Source organism: Acidilobus sp., assembly GCF_049973875.1.
GTDB lineage: Archaea > Thermoproteota > Thermoprotei_A > Sulfolobales > Acidilobaceae > Acidilobus.
The window spans coordinates 1-589 of sequence record NZ_JBMFJI010000116.1; the positions used below are offsets into that span (position 1 = coordinate 1).

Sequence of the window (589 nt, forward strand, 5' to 3'; positions counted from 1 at the left end):
TGTAGTTCTCTATTAATATCTTGCTTTCCTCCTTCTTATCGTTATTGATGGAGTACGTTATGTAAACGTACTCCTCCTCTGGGGTAAAACTTCTAATTCTTAAGTTCCTCAACACACTTCTTCACATCTTCGTATTTATGACTCCTCATTCCATAAAGTTTTCCGCTGAACGATACCAATATGGAAATTAAGTCCTCTATTAACTCTTGTTCTGGTGTTTTGTCCTCCCTATTTAGAACGACTATTTCGCAGTTGTGTGCTTTGCATACTTCCTCAATTATCTCGAAATTGAACCTTACTAGGCTGTCTGGGTAAGCATGACAACTTTTGATACCTCATTGTTCAGTATCATCCTTAACAACTTAAGGAATCCTTTCCTCTTCACGTTTAACCCAGATCCAACGTCTGTTATTACTTGATCATAGTCCTTTACTTTCTCCTCAAGGTATTTTACTTGGTTTACTAAGTCATCTTTTTGTGTGTTTGATGATACCCTAGCGTATAGTATCACTTTCCTCTTCCTTACTATTCCCATTAACTTCTCAACATCCTCTTCCTTGAACCTCCACTTTCCACTTTCTAATATTAC

Annotated in this window: 1 pseudogene; it reads right to left on the reverse strand. The window is 37.0% G+C overall.

The window, feature by feature from the left end:
* Nucleotides 1-92: 92 nt before the first annotated feature.
* Nucleotides 93-589, reverse strand: a pseudogene (locus ACP5H1_RS08605) (IS607 family transposase); the annotation flags it as partial.